Here is a 16,419-nt window from a genome sequence, read left to right as displayed (position 1 = left end):
GCGACGAGCGGCGGCTACTTGCGCTTTTTCGGCGGCAGCAGATCGGTGATGCTGCCGCTGGCCATCTCCGCCGCCATGGCCACCGTCTCGGAGAGGGTCGGGTGGGGATGGACGGTCAGACCGATGTCGTGGGCATCCGCCCCCATCTCCAGGGCCAGGCCGATCTCGCCGATCAGATCGCCGGCACCGGGGCCCACGATGCCGCCGCCGATCACCCGCCCAGTGTCCGCATCGAAGAGGATCTTGGAGACGCCATCGCTGGCATCGAGCGACAGCGCGCGACCGTTGGCCGCCCACGGGAAGGCCCCCTTCTCGTAGGCGATCCCCTTGGCCTTCGCCTGCTCCTCGGTCACCCCCACCCAGGCGACCTCCGGATCGGTGTAGGCCACCGAGGGGATGGCCCGGGCGTCCCAGGCGCTCTTCTCCCCAGCGATCACCTCGGCGGCGATCTTGCCCTCGTGCACCGCCTTGTGGGCCAGCATGGGCTGGCCGACGATATCGCCGATGGCGTGGATGTGCGGCACTGCGGTGCGCATGTGCTCGTCCACGCTCAGGCAGCCGTCATCGCGCGGCGTCAGTCCGGCGGCCTCAAGGCCGATGCTGTCGCTGTTCGGACGGCGGCCCACCGCCACCAAGACGCGATCGAAGCGGTCACTCTCCGGGGCATCCGCACCGCTCAGGGTGACCGTCAGCGACTTCTTGTTCGCCTTGACCCCGGTCACCTCCGTGTTGAGGTGGATCGCCTCGCAGCGCTTGGCCAGGCGCTTGCGCAGGACCTTGACCAGATCCGGGTCGGCCCCGGGCATGAGCCGGTCGGAGAGTTCGACCACCGTCACCTTGCTGCCCAGCCCGGAGTAGACCGAGGCCATCTCCAGGCCGATGATCCCGCCGCCAACCACCAGCAATCGCTCGGGGATCTCCTCGAGCTTGAGGGCACCGGTGGAGTCCATCACCCGCGGGTCGTCCACGGCCAGCGACGGCGGGATCGCCGGCCGCGACCCGGCGGCGATGATGCAGTGCCGGAAACTGATGGTCCGCGTTCCCTCCTCACCGGCCACCCGCAGGTGGTGGGCATCGGCGAAGGTCGCCTCGCCGGTGACCACCTCAACCTTGCGCTGTTTGGCGATGCCGGCCAGCCCCTGGGTCAGCTGCTTGATGATGCCGCGCTTCCAGTCGTTGAGCCGCTCCAGATCGATCTTCGGCTTACCGAAGGCGATTCCGTGGGCGGCGAACTGATCCGCCTCGTCCACCACCTTGGCGGCGTGGAGCAGCGCCTTGGAGGGGATGCAGCCGACGTTCAGGCAGACGCCGCCGAGGACCGGGTACCGATCCACCAGCATCACCTTCAGCCCCAGGTCGGCGGCCCGGAAGGCGGCACTGTACCCCCCCGGCCCCGCGCCGAGGACGACCAGGTCGCAGTCCGCCTCCTGCGGGGCATCGGTGGCGGCCGCGGCCACCCCTTCGTCCGCCGGGGTCTGCTCGGCGGGTGCCCCGGTGGCGACCCCACCGGCCGCGCCCTCGCCGGCAGCCGGATCACCGCCGGCGGCCTCTTCCGCCTGGAGGGTCAGGATCGGAGACCCCTCGGAGACCGTATCGCCCACCGCCACGTGCACCTCACGCACCACCCCGGCCGCGGATGCGGGGACCTCCATGCTCGCCTTGTCGGATTCCAGGGTGATCAGTGATTGCTCGGACGCGACCCGATCCCCCGGTCCGACCAGCACCTCGATGACCTCCACGGCCTCGAAGCCGCCGATATCCGGTACCTTGACCTGTTGCTCAGCCATGCCGTGCTCCAATCCTTGCCGAGTCCGCCGGCGCAGCACGCCGGCGCTGGTTTGCGCGGGGGCGGCCGGCGGCCGCCCCCGCCCGCTGGGCGCCCCTTACAGCACCAGCCGGCGCAGGTCGCCGAGGACCTGGCTCAGGTAGGTGGTGAACCGGGCGGCCATGGCGCCGTCAATGACGCGGTGGTCGTAGGAGAGCGACAACGGGAGCATCAGCCGCGGTTGGAAGGCCTGCCCATCCCACACCGGCCGGGTCTCCGACTTGGAGACGCCGAGGATCGCCACCTCCGGGGCGTTGACGATGGGCGTGAACGCCGTACCACCGATGCCACCGAGGCTCGAGATGGAGAAACAGCCTCCCTGCATGTCCGCCGGAGAGAGCTTGCCGTCGCGGGCCTTGGCCGAGAGGGCGCCGAGGTCCTCGGCGATCTGCAGCACACCTTTCTGATCGGCGTCGCGCAGGACCGGGACCACCAGCCCCTCGGGGGTGTCGACGGCCACGCCGATATGGCAGTAGTGCTTGATGATCAGCTCCTGCCCGTCCGCCGAGAGGCTGGCGTTGAAACGCGGGTACTCGGCGAGGGCCGCGGTGGCCGCCTTGACCAGGAAGGCCAGCGGGGTGAGCTTCACGCCCCGGGCCTCGGCCTCCTTCTTCAACGACTGGCGGAAGGCCTCCATCTCGGTGATGTCGGCTTCATCGAACTGTGTGACGTGGGGGACATTCAGCCAGCTGCGGTGCAGGTGCGGCCCCGAGAGCCGCTGAATGCGGGTCAACGCCACCCGCTCCACCTCGCCGAAACGACTGAAGTCCTGCTCGGGGATCGGCGGGATCCCGGCCCCTTCGCCGGCCGGGGCGCCGGCGGCGGCACCCGTTGGCGGGACCTCCTGGCCCTGCATCACGCGCTTGACGTAGGCCTCCACGTCCTCGCGCCGAATACGCCCCTTGCGTCCGCTGCCGCTGACGCGCCCGAGGTCGACGCCGAGCTCGCGGGCGTAGCGACGAACCGAAGGGCTGGCGTGGGCGGCGCGGTGGCCGTCGCGATCGATCGGCGGCTGCCCGCCGCTGGACGCGGCGGGGCCTGTGCCGCTGCCCGCCGGGGCGGGCGCGGGGGCCACCGGCGCTGATCCGCCAGCCGGCTTCTCGCTTCCGGACGATTCGGCCGTTTCCTCGGCCGGGGCGCCCTCAGCGGCCGGGGCCTCGGCCGGTGCCGCCGGCTCAGCCGGCCCGGATGCGGCATCGGCGGCGGCCGTGTCGACGGTGGCGATCACACTCCCCTCGGAGACCATATCACCGACGGCGATGTGCACCGCCCGGATCTCGCCCCCGACCTCCGCCGGCACCTCCATGCTTGCCTTGTCGGACTCGAGGGTGATCAGCGACTGCTCCGGCTCGATCCGGTCCCCGGGCGCGACCAGGACCTCGATCACCTCCACGGCCTCGAAGCCGCCGATATCCGGTACCTTGAGCTCCTGTTCCGCCACGGTCACACCTCCCACGGGTTCGGGGCATCCGCCGCCAGCTGGTACTTGCCGATGGCCTCGCTGACCTTCCCGGCCTCGATCTCGCCCTCATCGGCCAGGGCGTAGAGGGCTGCCGCGGCGATGTGGTAGCGATCCACCTCGAAGAAGCGCCGCAGCTTCTCGCGGGTATCCGAGCGGCCGAAGCCATCGGTCCCCAGGGACCAGAACTTGCGTCCGATGTAGGGACGGATCTGATCCGGGTAGGCGCGCATGTAGTCGGTGGCGGCAATGGCCGGGCCACTGTAGCCCTCCAGGCACGCCTGCAGGTACGACTGCCGACGCTCGGACTCCGGGTGGAGGCGGTTGCCCCGGGCGCAGGCCATGCCGTCGCGGGCCAGCTCGGTGAACGAGGGGCAGCTCCAGATATCGGCATGGACGCCGAAATCGCCAGCGAGCAGCTCCGCGGCGGCGATCACCTCGCGGAAGATGCTCCCCGAGCCCATCAGCTGCACCCGCGGCCCCTTCTTCTTGGGGCCGGCGCGGAAGAGGTACATGCCGCGGCGGATGCCCTCCTCGGCCCCCTCGGGCATCGCCGGATGGGTGTGGTTTTCGTTGTAGACGGTCAGGTAGTAGAAGCAGTTCTCCTGCTCGGCGTACATCCGGCGCAGCCCGTCCTGGACGATCACCGCCAGCTCGTAGTCGAAGGCCGGGTCGTAGGAGACGCAGTTGGGGATGGTCGAGGCGAGGACGTGGCTGTGGCCGTCCTGGTGCTGCAGCCCCTCGCCGTTGAGGGTGGTCCGGCCGGCGGTGCCACCAATCAGGAAACCCCGGGCCTGGATATCCCCGGCGGCCCAGCACAGGTCCCCCACCCGCTGGAAGCCGAACATGGAGTAGAAGATGTAGAAGGGGATCATGTTGACGCCGTGGTTGGCGTAGGCCGTGGCCGCCGCCATCCACGAGGACATGGCACCGGCCTCATCCAGCCCCTCCTCGAGGATCTGCCCGGTCTGCGCCTCGCGGTAGGACATCAGCTGATCGGCGTCCTCGGGCTCGTAGAGCTGCCCCACGTTGGAGTAGATGCCGAGCTGACGGAACAGCCCCTCCATCCCAAAGGTGCGCGCCTCGTCGGGGATGATGGGCACCACCCGCTGGCCGATCTGCTTGTCGCGGGTTAACACCGTCAGCGCGCGCACGAAGGCCATGGTGGTGGACAGCTCCCGCTCGCCGCTGTCCTTGAGCAGCGCGTCGAAGGCGGAGAGCTGCGGGACCTCGAGCGCCGGCGCCCGCTCGTAGCGCACCGGCATGTAGCCGCCCAGGGCCTGCCTACGCTCGTGGAGGTAGCGCATCTCCGGGGCGTCGTCATCGGGCTTGTAGAAGGGCGTCTCCTTGAGCTGCTCGTCGGGGATGGGGATCTCGTAGTGGTCGCGGAACCGGCGCAGGGCGTTCTCACCCATCTTCTTCTGCTGGTGGGTGATGTTCTGCCCCTCGCCGGCCTCGCCCATGCCGTAGCCCTTGACGGTCTTGGCCAGGATCACGGTCGGCTGCCCGGTATGGTTCACCGCGGCGTGGTAGGCCGCGTAGACCTTGTGCGGGTCGTGACCACCGCGGTTGAGCCGGTAGATGTCGTAGTCGGACATGCCGGCGACCATCTTCTCCAACTCCGGGTACTTGGCGAAGAAGTGCTTGCGCGTGTAATCACCGCCGCGCGCCTTGAACGCCTGGTACTCGCCGTCGACGGCCTCCTCCATGCGCTGCTGCAGGAGCCCCTCGTGATCGAGTTCGAGCAGCGGATCCCAGCGCGAGCCCCAGATCACCTTGATCACGTTCCAGCCGGCACCGCGGAACTCGCCCTCGAGCTCCTGGATGATCTTGCCGTTGCCGCGCACCGGACCGTCGAGGCGCTGCAGGTTGCAGTTGACCACGAAGATCAGGTTGTCGAGCTGCTCGCGGGCGGCCAGGCCGATCGAGCCCATCGACTCCGGCTCGTCCATCTCGCCGTCGCCCATGAAGCACCAGACCTTGCGGTCTGCGGTGTCCTCGATCCCGCGGTGGTGCAGGTACTTCATCATGCGCGCCTGCTGCACCGCCTGGATCGGGCCGAGGCCCATGGAGACGGTGGGGAACTGCCAGAAGTTGGGCATCAGCCAAGGGTGGGGATAGGAGCTGATGCCGTCGCCGTCGACGTCCTGACGAAAACCGGCCAGCTGCTCGGCGCTGAGCCGCCCCTCGAGGAAGGCGCGGGCGTAGATCCCCGGCGCGGAGTGCCCCTGGAGGAAGACCAGATCGCCGTCCTGCTCCTCGTTGGGCGCCCGCCAGAAGTGGTTGAAGCCGACCTCGTAGAGGGTGCAGGCCGAGGCGTAGCTGGCGATGTGCCCGCCGATGCCGTCGTGCTCACGGTTGGCGGCAACCACCATGGCGATGGCGTTCCAGCGCACCAGCGCCCGGATACGCCACTCCAGGTGGTGATCGGTGTACTCCGGCGGGCGCACCTCGAGGTGCCGGGGGATGGTGTTGATGTAGCCGGTGGTGGCCTTGAAGGGCAGATGGCCGAGCCGGCGCCGGCCCTTGCTGACCAGGTGCTCGAGGATCTGCTGCGCCCGCTCGGGCCCCTCGTGCTCGATCACCGCATCCAGGGCGTCGAGCCACTCCTGGATCTCCTCCGGATCCGGATCGTCGCGCAACTCGGGTATCGATTTCATGGTCCACCTCCTGGTTAAGAGTCGCCGGGACCCACGGGGCGCGACACGGCGGGTGGCCGTCCCGCACCCGGCGGCCTTGTGGGCCCCCGGGGGATCCCCGCAGACGGGCGAGCTTTGTTGTTCTTGTCGTCGCTAGGTCACGGCTGCCTCTCCGCTCCCTCGGGCGGTTCCTCGAGCAGCTCGTCGAGCGAGGCGCTCTTGCGCGTCGACATCCCCGCGGTGACCGCAAAGCGCATGGCGTCCTCGACACTCATATCGACGGGCTCAACCACCGAGGCCGGAACCAGCAGCGTGTAGCCACCCACCTGGTAACTCATGGGGGTGTAGACGGCGATGGTGTGCTCGTCACCGAGCCCTTCGGCCACCCCCGCCCACTGCCTGCGCGTCACCACGCCGAGCACCCGGTAATCGCTACCGGGCAGCGGCACCGTGACCACCTGGTCGCCCAGCTCCTCGGCCCGGGAGACAAACCCGGTCAGGTCCTGCACCGCCCCGTAGATGGTCTTGACCACCGGCAGCTGCAGGAGGATCTGCTCGAACCACTCCCACAGGCGGCGCAGAAGGTAGAAGTTGAGGAGGACGCCGATGGCGAAGATGCCGGCCAGTGCCAGGGCCACGCCCAGGCCGGGGTGATACCAGGTCTCGGGGATGATCAGCTGCACGACGCTCCCGAGCGCCCGCTCGGCGGTCATGATCAGCCAGTAGAGAAGATAGAGGGTGACGACCGCCGGCAGAACCGCCAGCAGCCCCTTGAGGAAAATACCGCTAATCCTGCGCATGGTATTGCTCCCCGCTGGCTTTGGCGGGGGGGGGGGGGGGCCCCCCCCCCCCAAGGCTCTGGGGACAGCTCCCGGTTCAGCTCACCTTGGGGGCGAGCTCGCCGGACTCGTAACGCTCGACCATGGTCTCGAGGGGGACCGGCTTGATCTTGGACGCCATCCCCGCCGAGCCGAAGGCCTCGTAGCGGGCCTTGCAAATCTCCTTCATAGCCTCGGTGGAGGCCTTCAGGAACTTGCGCGGGTCGAAGTTGGACGGGTTCTCGGCCAGGTGCTTGCGCACCGCGCCGGTGGAGGCCAGGCGCAGGTCGGTATCGATGTTGACCTTGCGCACCCCGTTGCGGATGCCCTCTTGGACCTCCTCGACCGGTACGCCGTAGGTCTCGGGGATCTCACCGCCGAACTGGTTGATCAGCTCCAGCCACTCCTGCGGCACCTGGGAGCTGCCGTGCATGACCAGGTGGGTGTCCGGCAGGCGCTGGTGGATCTCCTTGATCCGGCTGATGGCCAGGATGTCGCCCGTGGGCGGACGGGTGAACTTGTAGGCGCCGTGGCTGGTGCCGCAGGCGATGGCGAGGGCGTCGACATGGGTATCGCGGACGAACTGCGCCGCCTCCTCCGGGTCGGTGAGCAGTTTGTCCTTGTCCATCTTGCCCTCGGCCCCGACGCCGTCCTCCTTGCCGGCCTCACCGGTTTCGAGGGAGCCGAGCACGCCGATCTCGCCCTCGACCGAGACACCGCCGGCATGCGCCATCTCGGCAGCGCGGCGGGTCACTCCGGCGTTGTAGTCATAGTCGGCGGGGGTCTTGCCATCTTCCTTCAGCGAGCCGTCCATCATCACCGAGGTGAACCCGGACTGGATGGCGCGCATGCAGGCACCGGGGTTGGCACCGTGGTCCAGGTGGACCACCAGCGGGACGTCCGGATAGGACTCCACGGCGGCCTCCATCAGGTGCCGATAGAAGGGGACGCCGGCGTACTTGCGGGCCCCGGCGGACGCCTGGACGATAGCCGGGCTATCGCACTCCTTGGCCGCCTCCATGATGGCGTGGAGCTGCTCCATATTGTTGGCGTTGAACGCCGGCATGCCGTAGCCGTGCTCGGCTGCATGATCCAGCAGCTGTCGCAGGGTGATCATCGCCATAGTCTCGACTCCTCCGCTATCTGTGCATTCACTCTAGAGATAATCGTCCACGCAGACGATGCGCAACGTGTTCGTACCGCCCGCGGCACCGAGCTCCTCGCCGTGGGTGACCAGGACGTAGTCGCCCTGGTTGACCAGTCCCTGACGGGAGAGGCGCGCCAGTAGCCGGCTCTTGAGGGCGTTGAGGTCCTCCTGCTCGGCATCGAACTCCAGCGGATAGACGCCGCGGTAGAGGGTCACCCGCCCCCGGGTCTCCGGGTGGCGGGTCAGGACGTAGATCGGCAGCCCCGAGCTGATCCGCGACATCCACGAGGCCGTTCCCCCGGATTCGGTGATGGCGATCAGCGCCTTGATGGAAAAGTGGTTGGCGGCGTACATCGCCGCCATGGCCACCGTCTCGTCGACCTGTGTGAAGTGCTCGTCCAGCCGGTGGTGGGAAACCGTCACCGTGCGACTGCGCTCGGCCGCCCGACAGACCCGGTCCATGGCGGCCACCGTCTCGGCCGGGAACGAGCCGGTGGCGGTTTCGGCCGATAGCATCACGGCGTCGGTGCCGTCCCGCACGGCGTTGGCCACGTCGAAGACCTCGGCCCGCGTCGGGATGGGGTTGTCGATCATCGACTCCATCATCTGCGTCGCCGTGATGGCCACCCGGTTGCGAGCCCGGGCGGTCTGGATGAGCTGCTTCTGGACCTCGGGCAACGCAGCATCGCCGATCTCCACGCCGAGATCGCCGCGGGCGACCATGATGGCATCGGCGGCATCCATGATCTCCTCGGCGGCGTCCAGCGCCTCGGCGCGCTCGATCTTGGCCACGATCCCGGAGCGCCCACCGGCCTCGGTGAGCAGCCGCCGGGCCTCGTGGATGTCGTCGGCGCACCGCGGGAACGAGACCGCCACGTAATCGGCGGCCAACTCGGCGGCCGTAACGATATCGACCCGGTCCTTGTCGGTGAGCGCCGGTGCGGAGAGCCCGCCACCGCGGCGGTTGATGCCCTTGCGATCGCTGAGTTCACCGCCAACCTGCACGGTGGTGTGGACGGCGGTCCCCTCGATGCGCTCGACCCGGACCACCAGGCGGCCGTCGTCGAGCAGCAGTTCGTCGCCGGGATGCAGGTCATCCGGCAGGGCCCGGTAGGCGACCCCGACGCGGGTGTGGTCCCCGGCATCCGGATCCACGGCGGGATCGAGGATAAAGGGGTCGCCGCGGCGCAGCTGGATCGGGCCATTGCGAAAGCGCTCGATGCGGATCTTCGGCCCCTGCAGATCCACCAGCACCCCGACACGGCGACCATGGGCCTCGCCCCAGGCGCGCACGGCCTCGACCCGCTGGCGGTGGTCGCTGGCCTCGCCGTGGGAGAGGTTGATGCGCACCACATCCACCCCGGCGGCGAGGACGGCCTCCAGGCCCTCGGGCCGGTCCGTCGCCGGCCCGAGGGTCGCCAAGATCTTGGTTCTGCGGGGCATCACGCCACCGGCTCCCTGACTGAGTACCGCGTCGATCACGAATGCGCCGCCGCGTGCTGCTCGAGGGCCGCAACACCGGGCAGCTCGCGACCCTCGAGGAACTCGAGGAAGGCGCCACCGCCGGTGGAGATGTAGGAGACCCGCTCGGTGATGCCGAACTGCTCCACGGCGGCCAGGGTGTCACCGCCGCCGGCGATCGAGAAGCCGTCACTGGCGGCAATGGCCTCGGCCAGTGCCTCGGTACCGCCGGCGAAGCGCGCCATCTCGAACACGCCCACCGGGCCGTTCCAGACCACCGTACCGGCATTGCGCAGCATGCCGTCGTAGCGGGCACGGGTCTTCGGCCCGACATCGAGGATCATCTCGTCGTCGGGCACGGCCTCCACCGGGTGGACGCTGGCCTCGGCGTCCGCGGAGAACTCCCTGGCGGTGATCACATCCTCGGGGATCGGGATCTCGCCACCCTTGGCGCGGGCCTCTTGCATCAGGCGCTTGGCGGTTTCGACGAAGTCAGCCTCATAGAGGGACTTGCCGACGGAGTATCCCGCCGCGGCAATGAAGGTGTTGGCGATCCCGCCGCCGACAATGAGCTGATCCACCTTGTGAGTGAGCGCCTCCAGCACCTGCACCTTACCGGAGACCTTGGAGCCGCCGACGATGGCGATCATCGGCCGGGCCGGGTTGTCCAGCGCCTTGCCCAGGGCCTCCAGCTCGGCGGCGAGCAGCGGACCGGCACACGCCTCGGGCGCGAAACGGGCCACGCCGTGGGTGGAGGCCTGGGCACGGTGCGCGGTGCCGAAGGCATCCATGACGAAGACATCGCACAGTGCCGCCATGCGTCGGGCCAGATCCTCGTCGTCCTTGGTCTCGCCGGGCTGAAAGCGCACGTTCTCCGCCAGCGCGACGCCGCCCTCGGCAACGTCGACGCCATCGAGCCATTCACGCACCACCGGCACCTCGCAGCCGAGGATCTCGCCCAGACGGCGGGCCACCGGGGCCATCGAGGCCTCGGCGTCGTATTCACCCTCCTTGGGCCGCCCGAGGTGGGACATCACCAGCACCCGGCCACCGGCCTGCATGGCCTGGCGGATGCTCTCGGCGGCAGCGCGCACGCGGGTATCGTCGGCGACCTGGCCCTCCTTGATCGGGACGTTCAGGTCCTCGCGGATGAGCACCCGCTTGCCCGCCAGGTCGAGATCGGTCATGCGCTTCGCTTTCACGGCCACTCTCCTCTAGTCGATTCTGGTTCTGCGCCCGCGGGCGGGGGCCCTCAGCCGAGGACCCGCCGGCCCGCATCAGCCACGCTGTCCGCGGTCAGGCCGAAGTGCTCGTAGAGTTCCGGCCCCGGCGCCGATTCGCCGAAGGTGTCGAGGCCGACTACGAGGCCGCACTGACCGACCCAGCCCTGCCACAGGCCGGTGGCACCGGCCTCGACGGCCACCCGCGGTACATCACCGGGCAGCACCTGCTGACGGTAGGCCTCGTCCTGCGCGCAGAACGCCTCGACACAGGGCATGGAGACCACGCGAACGCTGCGCCCCTCGCCCTCGAGACGGTCCCGGGCCGCCATGGCCAGATCCACCTCGGAGCCGGTGGCCAGGATGACCAGCTCGGGCTTGCCGGAGCCGGCCTCCTTGAGGACATAGCCACCGCGGGCGATGGACCGGGCTTGGTCGCCGCTGCGCTGCTGCGGCTCCATGCCCTGGCGCGACAGTGCCAGCACGCTCGGTCCGTCCTCGCGGGCGATGGCCGCCGCCCAGGCCGCTGCAGTCTCCTGGGCGTCACACGGACGCCAAACGTGCAGGTTGGGGATCAGGCGCAGACTGGCCAGCTGCTCGACAGGCTGGTGCGTGGGTCCGTCCTCGCCGAGGCCGATGGAGTCGTGGGTGTAGACCATCACCACCCGCTGCTTCATCAGCGCCGCCATACGCACGGCGTTGCGGGCGTAGTCGGAGAAGATCAGGAAGGTACCGCCGTAGGGGATGAACCCGCCGTGCAGGGCGATGCCGTTCATGATGGCGGTCATCCCGAACTCGCGCACGCCGTAAAAGACGTAGTTGCCGTCGGGCTGCTCCTGGCTGACCGTCGAGCAACCGTCCCACCAGGTGTTGTTCGAGCCTGTCAGGTCGGCGGAACCGCCGAGCAGCTCGGGCAGTTGCGGCCCGAAGTGACCGAGCACCGCCTGGGAAGACTTGCGGGTGGCGTCCTTCTTGCCGCCGGCGAACTTCTCCAGGCCCTCGGCAACCAGCTCCTGCCAGTTGCCCGGCAACTCACCGCGCATCCGCCGCTCCAGCTCGTCGGCCAGCTCGGGGTGTTCCTTGCGGTACGCCTCGAGGCGCTCGCCCCACTCCTGGAGCAGCTGCTCGCCACCAGCACGCGCATCCCACGCCTTGTAATGGGCTTCGGGGATCTCGAACGGGCCGTGCTCCCAGCCCAGCTGCTTGCGGCAGGCGGCGATCTCCTCTTCGCCCAAGGGGGCACCGTGCACGCCAGCGGTGCCGCACTGATTGGGCGCACCGAAGCCGATCACCGTCTTGCAGTCGATCAGCGTCGGGCGGCTGGTATCAGCGCGCGCCTGCTCGATGGCCTGCCGCACGGCCTCGCCGTCGTGACCATCCACCGGGCCGATCACCTGCCAGCCGTAGGCCTCGAAACGCTTGCGGACATCCTCCGTGTACCAGCCCTCGACGTTGCCGTCGATGGAGATGCTGTTGTCGTCGTAGAAGGCAATCAGCTTGCCCAGCCCCAGGGTGCCGGCCAGCGAGCACGCCTCATGGGAGACCCCCTCCATCAGGCAGCCGTCGCCCATGAAGACGTAGGTGTAGTGATCGATGATCTCGTGGCCCGGGCGGTTGAAGCGCGCCGCCAGCATCCGCTCGGCCAGCGCCAGGCCAACGCTGTTCGCCAGCCCCTGGCCCAGCGGCCCGGTGGTGGTCTCCACGCCCGGCGTGTAGCCGTACTCCGGGTGCCCCGGGGTCCGGGAGTGCAGCTGGCGGAAGTTCTTGAGGTCGTCGGTGGTGAGGTCGTAGCCGGTCAGATGGAGCAGCGCATACTGCAGCATCGACCCGTGACCATTGGAGAGGACGAAACGATCGCGGTCGAACCAGCCCGGCCGCTGGGGCGCATGGCGCATGTAGTCCCGCCACAGCACCTCGGCGATGTCCGCCATACCCATCGGTGCCCCCGGGTGACCGGAGTTGGCCTTTTGGACAGCGTCCATGGCCAGGGCGCGAATGCCGTTGGCGAGCTCTCGTCGGCTCAGTTCGGTCGACGCCATGTTCTACCTCCCTCAATGGAATATTGTTCTGCTGCGGCTCGGGTCGAGCATGCCGCCATACTGCCCCGAAACTTTACGGATCGCGAACGATCAGCAAAAGCAAACCCTCCTGATCGTCCGAATAAGCGGCTACCGGGTCAGCTGGGCGAACACCGCCGGCAGGCGCTCCGGCAGGCGCTCCACGTGCTCGACCACCGAGTAGCCGTTGGCCCCGAAGATCCGTGACACGTAGGCGTCCGCGTCCCGATCCAGGGTCAGGCAGTAGCTGGTCACCCCTCGGGCGGACAGCTCCTCGGCAGCCTTGCGGGCGTCGTGGCGCAGGTACTGCGGATCCCGCACGTCGACGTCGTGCGGCTCTCCGTCGGTGACGATCAATAACAGCTTGCGCCGCTGCGGTTGACGCACCAAGTGGGCCCCGGCGTGGCGCATTGCCGCGCCCATGCGGGTCGAGTACTGCCCGCGCATCCCAGCCAGGCGGGACTTCGCTTCCTCGCTCCACGGCTGATGGAAGTCCTTGAACCGGTAGTACTGGACGTCGTGCCGACCGTCCGAGGAGAAGCCGTGGACGGCGAAGGGGTCACCGATGCCGTTGATGGCCCAGCCGAGCAGCGAGGTGGCCTCGCGGGTCAGCTCGATGACGGTCTTCTCGCTGCCGCCCATAGCGTCGTTGGTGGACTCGGAGAGATCGAGCAGAAGCAGCACCGACAGATCCCGGGTCTTACGGATGTAGCGGGTGTTGATGCGCGGATCGGGGCTCATGCCCAGGCGCAGGTCGACCATGGAGCGCACGGCGGCGTCGATATCCAGCTCGTCGCCGTCCTCCTGTCGGCGCTCGCGGATCACCCCCTGGGGCTGCAAGGCGTCGACGAGGTAGCGCAGGCGGCTGGCCACCGGCCGGTAGTCTTTGAGGACCTGGTCCATGACCTCGGGGTCGCCGCGTTTCGGACGGCGCTCGACCACCGTGACCCAGTCGGGGCGATTGAGCTGGACCTGGTAATCCCACTCCGGGTAATGGAACGGCGGGCTGGCCGGCTCCACCCCTTCCATCTCGTTGTAGCTGACCCCGAAGTCCTCGTAGGGGAAGAGCTCCGTCCCGAGGACCCAGACCTCCTGCGCGTCGTCGCCGGCGAGTTCGCAGTCAACCTCGTTGACGAACTCCATCAGGTTGACCTGGCGGCGCACCTGCCGGTGGCTGGCCGGGATGTACTCCGCATCGAGCCACTCCTCCTCATCGCTGGCGAAGAGGTAGCGGTTGTCGTCGCGGTAAGGGACGGCCATCCGCTGCAGGACGCGGGCCGAGGGCATGGGGTAGCGCTGCGCCAGGCTATTGTGCAGCTCCATGCCCAGCTCCCACGACAGCCCCACGTCCCGGGGGCGATCGGCGAAGTGGTAGTGGAAGATCTCGCGCACCTGCTGGACCCAGGGGTCGTCGTCGGCGTACTCCGGGTCAAGCAGGGCGTGGGCAGCCCGCTCCAGGCGCTCGACCACCGGATCCAGCTCCGCCTCGCGCTCGGCGGCCCGGGCCCGGTGGAAAGGCAGCCACAGCCGCTGCAGCCCCGGAAACTCGTCGATGGCCAGCGCCTCGACCCGGGCGTCCTCGATCAGGCCGATGACGGCCATCTGCGCCGGATTAAGCATCTCGGGCGAGAGCGGCTCGATGGTATGGACCAGGTGCGCGGCCGCGTGGGCGGCCGCGGCCCGATAGAGGTCCTTGCCCGGCAGCCCGTGGTAGTCGTCGTAAGCGTCGGGCAGATGGATCACCCGCTGCTCGATGAACGGCTTGTACCCCTCGCGGGTCTCGAAGTCCCCGGAGGTCGGCCGCATGAAGAAGTCCCGGGCCCAGAGCGCACGCAGGTAGAAGTTGAGCTTGCGCTGGTTATCCACCAGCAGCGTGCCGCGGCGCTCCTGCTGGAGCATCGCCTGACTGTCGGCACTCTGCAGGCCGAAGTAGGCGCGCTGCTGCTCGAAATCGCGGGCGTGGGCCTGGGCGCCCCACAGCGCCCAGCGCCGGAACCCGCCCAGGGTGAGCTTGGAGAAGAGCTCGTCGAGGTTCTCGAGCATCGGCCGCAGGCCGCGCGGAGCCTTGGCCGAAAGCTGGTGGACGAGGTTCAGGAACTGGCGCAGCAGCTCCGGATCGCCGAGCCGTCGCGCGGCAGTGGGTAAGCCGGCCAGCAGCAGGGCAATCACCTGGCCGCTGACCATCGAGGAGAGCTTCATGGCGGCAGTGACCACCTCGGTGAGCACGTCCTCGCCCACTTCCTTGGCCACCGCAGGCATCGCCTCCAGGTAGCAGATGACCAGGTCGGCGCCGCGGCCCAGCTCGGCCAGGGCCCGGGCCCCTTCCAGGTAGTTGTGCAGCCCCCGTGGCGACATCACCCGCGACGCCTCGGCGAAGCTCGCCTCCAGCGTCTCGGCGATCCGCGGATCCGCCGCCACCAGGGTCTCACGGTAGTCCTCGAGGCGCACCGTCATCGCAATCCCCCGCACTGCCCCCGGGTGATCACCCGGTCGTTCAGAAGTAGGTCGCCACCGCCTGATCCAGCGTCTCGCGCATGTCCGGATCGTCGGTCAGGGGGCGCACCAGCGACATGGTGCAGGCTGAGCGCGGCTCGATGCCCTTGGCGATCAGGTTGCCGGCGTAGACCAGCAGACGCGTGGAGATCCCTTCATCCAGCCCGTGGCCCTTGAGGTTGCGGGCGCGGTGGGCGATCTGCACCAGCTTGTCGGCGATATCGCTGTCGACGCCGGTCTCGTGGGCGACGATCTCCGCCTCGGCCGCGGCCTCCGGGTAGTCGAAGTCGAGGGCGCCGAAACGCTGCTTGGTGGACTGCTTGAGGTCCTTCATCAGCGACTGATAGCCGGGGTTGTAGGAGATCACCAGGTGGAAGTCCGGGTGGGCGTGCACCAGCTCGCCCTTCTTCTCGAGCGGCAGGGTGCGCCGGTGGTCGGTCAGGGGGTGGATCACCACGGTGGTGTCCTGACGCGCCTCGACCACCTCGTCGAGGTAGCAGATGGCGCCGATCCGCGCCGCGGTGGTCAGCGGCCCGTCCTGCCAGCGGGTGCCATTGGCGTCGAGCAGGTAGCGGCCCACCAGGTCGGCGGCGGTCATATCCTCGTTGCAGGCCACCGTAACCAGGGGACGCTGCAGCTGCCAGGCCATGTACTCGACGAAACGAGACTTGCCGCAGCCGGTCGGCCCCTTGAGCATCACCGGCATGCGGGCCTGGTAGGCGGCCTGGTAGAGATCGACCTCGTCACTGACCGGCCGGTAGTACGGCGCTTCAGTGACGCGATACTGGTCCACATCGTGCTCGGTCATCGGCCCCTCCGCTCGGGTACTGGCTTTTCGAATGGCGACGGGGGCGATCCCGGCCACCATTCGAAAAGCAGCGGTGCGGTCCCGGCGACCACCGCCCGGCGCGGGCGGCGATCGCCGGGCACACCCCGGCCACTAGGCGTCGATGGGACCCCGATAGATCACCATCGCGGTGCCCTGCGTCTGCCGGTAGTTGTCGTAGCCAATGAGGCGCACGTGGTGCTCCGGGTGCTCCTTGTGGCACGCCTCGGCCTCTTTGAGGATAGCGTCCACGTCGGTCTCGCCGAACATCGGCAGCTTCCACATGTACCAGTAGTGGTCGAAGGCGTTCTCCGGCTCGGTGTGCTCGATGGCCGGGTTCCAACCCTGGTCGACGATGTACTGGACCTGCTTGCGGACGTCCGCGTCGCTCATCTCCGGCAGGTAGGAGAAGGTCTCGAAGCGACGGCTGTTCGGATCGGACAGCTTGGACTTGTAATCCTGGATCTCACTCAT

General features: G+C 68.7%; 11 protein-coding genes. All 11 read right to left on the bottom strand.

What is annotated here, in order from left to right; genetic code table 11:
- Positions 1-14 precede the first annotated feature (14 nt).
- The 11 genes from lpdA to LRA98_RS10410 all read right to left on the bottom strand — a co-directional run bounded on the left by lpdA (position 15) and on the right by LRA98_RS10410 (position 16,419).
- Positions 15-1,787, bottom strand: coding sequence for a dihydrolipoyl dehydrogenase (lpdA, locus tag LRA98_RS10460; protein ID WP_238634183.1), 1,773 nt, complete (start codon positions 1,785-1,787; stop codon positions 15-17).
- A 96-nt stretch (positions 1,788-1,883) separates the two neighbouring features.
- Positions 1,884-3,266, bottom strand: a complete 1,383-nt coding sequence (aceF, locus tag LRA98_RS10455; RefSeq protein WP_238634184.1) for a dihydrolipoyllysine-residue acetyltransferase — start codon at positions 3,264-3,266, stop codon at positions 1,884-1,886.
- 2 nt (positions 3,267-3,268) lie between these two features.
- Positions 3,269-5,944: a pyruvate dehydrogenase (acetyl-transferring), homodimeric type gene (aceE, locus tag LRA98_RS10450; RefSeq protein WP_201169874.1), complete on the bottom strand. Its 2,676-nt coding sequence runs from the start codon at positions 5,942-5,944 to the stop codon at positions 3,269-3,271.
- A 137-nt stretch (positions 5,945-6,081) separates the two neighbouring features.
- A complete protein-coding gene (locus LRA98_RS10445; protein ID WP_201169876.1) occupies positions 6,082-6,723 on the bottom strand; it encodes a DUF502 domain-containing protein in 642 nt (213 codons plus the stop codon).
- Between the two features lie 76 nt (positions 6,724-6,799).
- Complete coding sequence (fba, locus tag LRA98_RS10440) at positions 6,800-7,864, bottom strand: class II fructose-bisphosphate aldolase (protein WP_201169878.1); 1,065 nt, start codon at positions 7,862-7,864, stop codon at positions 6,800-6,802.
- Between the two features lie 33 nt (positions 7,865-7,897).
- Positions 7,898-9,331, bottom strand: a complete 1,434-nt coding sequence (pyk, locus tag LRA98_RS10435) for a pyruvate kinase (RefSeq protein ID WP_201169880.1) — start codon at positions 9,329-9,331, stop codon at positions 7,898-7,900.
- A gap of 35 nt (positions 9,332-9,366) precedes the next feature.
- Positions 9,367-10,551 carry a phosphoglycerate kinase gene (locus LRA98_RS10430; protein WP_238633425.1) on the bottom strand — a complete coding sequence of 395 codons (1,185 nt, stop codon included), beginning with the start codon at positions 10,549-10,551 and terminating at the stop codon, positions 9,367-9,369.
- Between the two features lie 50 nt (positions 10,552-10,601).
- The gene (tkt, locus tag LRA98_RS10425; RefSeq protein WP_201169884.1) at positions 10,602-12,608 is read right to left on the bottom strand and encodes a transketolase; all 2,007 of its coding nucleotides are present in this window, start codon (positions 12,606-12,608) and stop codon (positions 10,602-10,604) included.
- Positions 12,609-12,737: 129 nt separating this feature from the next.
- Positions 12,738-15,080, bottom strand: a complete 2,343-nt coding sequence (locus LRA98_RS10420) for a nitric oxide reductase activation protein NorD (RefSeq protein ID WP_238633426.1) — start codon at positions 15,078-15,080, stop codon at positions 12,738-12,740.
- A gap of 40 nt (positions 15,081-15,120) precedes the next feature.
- On the bottom strand, positions 15,121-15,927 hold the full coding sequence (locus LRA98_RS10415; RefSeq protein WP_201169889.1) for a CbbQ/NirQ/NorQ/GpvN family protein: 807 nt from the start codon (positions 15,925-15,927) through the stop codon (positions 15,121-15,123).
- 132 nt (positions 15,928-16,059) lie between these two features.
- Entirely contained in the window at positions 16,060-16,419 is a 360-nt protein-coding gene (locus LRA98_RS10410; protein ID WP_201169891.1) for a ribulose bisphosphate carboxylase small subunit, read from the bottom strand.

Origin of the sequence: Halorhodospira sp. M38 (assembly GCF_022227985.1) — a bacterium.
Classification (GTDB): Bacteria; Pseudomonadota; Gammaproteobacteria; order Nitrococcales; family Halorhodospiraceae; genus Halorhodospira; species Halorhodospira halophila_A.
The sequence above is the reverse complement of the archived record's forward strand: the minus strand, read 5'-3'. Positions and strand labels throughout refer to the sequence as shown.

Excerpts from the sequence above, each read along its gene's own strand:
- LRA98_RS10445 (WP_201169876.1), bottom strand. The coding sequence starts at position 6,723 with ATGCGCAGGATTAGCGGTATTTTCCTCAAGGGGCTGCTGGCGGTTCTG.
- LRA98_RS10420 (WP_238633426.1), bottom strand. The coding sequence starts at position 15,080 with ATGACGGTGCGCCTCGAGGACTACCGTGAGACCCTGGTGGCGGCGGAT.
- LRA98_RS10410 (WP_201169891.1), bottom strand. The coding sequence starts at position 16,419 with ATGAGTGAGATCCAGGATTACAAGTCCAAGCTGTCCGATCCGAACAGC.
- aceE (WP_201169874.1), bottom strand. The coding sequence starts at position 5,944 with ATGAAATCGATACCCGAGTTGCGCGACGATCCGGATCCGGAGGAGATC.
- fba (WP_201169878.1), bottom strand. The coding sequence starts at position 7,864 with ATGGCGATGATCACCCTGCGACAGCTGCTGGATCATGCAGCCGAGCAC.
- tkt (WP_201169884.1), bottom strand. The coding sequence starts at position 12,608 with ATGGCGTCGACCGAACTGAGCCGACGAGAGCTCGCCAACGGCATTCGC.
- lpdA (WP_238634183.1), bottom strand. The coding sequence starts at position 1,787 with ATGGCTGAGCAACAGGTCAAGGTACCGGATATCGGCGGCTTCGAGGCC.
- pyk (WP_201169880.1), bottom strand. The coding sequence starts at position 9,331 with ATGCCCCGCAGAACCAAGATCTTGGCGACCCTCGGGCCGGCGACGGAC.
- LRA98_RS10415 (WP_201169889.1), bottom strand. The coding sequence starts at position 15,927 with ATGACCGAGCACGATGTGGACCAGTATCGCGTCACTGAAGCGCCGTAC.